Source organism: Oleiphilus sp. HI0043 (assembly GCF_001634935.1).
Genome location: NZ_LWEY01001041.1, coordinates 1 through 1,630, shown reverse-complemented (window position 1 = coordinate 1,630; position 1,630 = coordinate 1). Strand labels below are relative to the sequence as shown.

Below are 1,630 nucleotides of genomic sequence, written 5' to 3'. Positions count from 1 at the left end.
TTTATCGCAAGATGAAAAGAAAGAACCAAATAAGGTGGTCAAAAGCTACGCGGAACTGGGAGAAAGTGGGTGACGTTAAGTTGAACCCGGAGAAGGAAAAACAAGCAGCTTAAATGCTCAGGCGACAACTACCTTGAAAAACGCCGATACTCATGTCACCGGCAAGGAATGTCTGGGCGAGTCAAGCACCATACTATGAACGCCATCAGCCCGAAAAGACGTTCCTCTATCAATTGGTTCAGGAACATTATCCTGTCTTTAAGTCCTCGTTGGAGGGTCAGGGACAAAGCTTGCCTCGTTACGTTCAGAGAGAGTTCGAAGATTTTCTCCAATGTGGTCGGCTGGAATATGGCTTTTTGCGTGTCCGCTGCGAGGATTGCCATCATGAACGATTGGTGGCATTTAGCTGCAAGCGCAGAGGGTTCTGCCCCAGCTGTGGTGCCCGCCGGATGGCGGAGAGTGCCGCGCTCTTGGTGGATGAGGTGTTTCCCAAAGTTCCCATACGCCAGTGGGTGCTGAGCTTTCCCTTCCAGTTACGATTCCTGCTGGCTCGCCATCCAGAGCTGATGGGTAAAGTGTTAGGCATTGTCTACCGCACCGTCTCTACGCATTTAATTAGGCAGGCTGGTTTTACCAAGGCTACCGCACAAACCGGTGCAGTGACGTTGATCCAACGCTTTGGTTCTGCGCTCAACCTTAATGTCCATTACCACATGCTATTTCTCGATGGCGTATACGCCGAAGATACCTATGGCCAACGGCGGTTCCATCGGGTCAAGGCACCCACTCAACATGAACTCAATGCGCTCGTTAACACCCTCAGCCACCGGGTCGCTCGCTGCCTGGAAAAACGCGGTCTGTTGGAGCGAGATGCCGAGAATACCTGGTTGACGCTGGACGAGGAAGGAGGAGATGTACTCACGCAAATGCACGGTTCCTCGGTGACTTACCGCATCGCCACCGGCCCCCAGCAAGGGAGTAAGGTCTTCACCCTGCAAACCTTCCCTCATTGCGAAAGTGAGAAGCCAGGCTATGGCCAAGCGGCTAAAGTGGCAGGGTTTTCACTCCATGCCGGTGTGATGGCCGAAGGACATCAGAGGGATAAACTCGAACGGCTCTGCCGCTACGTTAGCCGACCCGCTGTTTCAGAAAAGCGCCTGGCATTGACCTCCAATGGACACGTTCGGTATGAACTCAAAACCCCGTATCGCAATGGCACAACCCATGTGATCTTCGAACCCATGGACTTCATGGCCAAGCTGGCTGCACTGGTACCCAAGCCGCGCGTCAACCTCACCCGATTCCACGGAGTCTTCGCACCGAACAGCAAACACCGTGTTCAGGTCACACCGGCTAAACGCGGAAAAAAGCCTGACAAACTAGAAGCAGCCGATACCGGCGTTTTTCAAGGTAGTTGTCGCCTGAGCATTTAAGCTGCTTGTTTTTCCTTCTCCGGGTTCAACTTAACGTCACCCACTTTCTCCCAGTTCCGCGTAGCTTTTGACCACCTTATTTGGTTCTTTCTTTTCATCTTGCGATAAAGCTCATCCCTCTTCGATAATATTTCTTCATCCAGACCTAAGTGCCTTTGCTCTGGGGTAACAAAGTTAATTCGACTATGCCGGTGCTC

The 1,630-nt window shown here is 52.1% G+C and carries 2 pseudogenes; one reads left to right on the top strand and one right to left on the bottom strand.

The window, feature by feature from the left end:
* Positions 1-152: 152 nt before the first annotated feature.
* A pseudogene (locus A3729_RS10985) lies at positions 153-1,394 on the top strand (transposase); the annotation flags it as partial.
* Positions 1,395-1,429: 35 nt separating this feature from the next.
* Here A3729_RS10985 and A3729_RS32905 read toward each other — a convergent pair.
* Positions 1,430-1,630 (bottom strand): annotated as a pseudogene (locus A3729_RS32905) (IS3 family transposase); the annotation flags it as partial.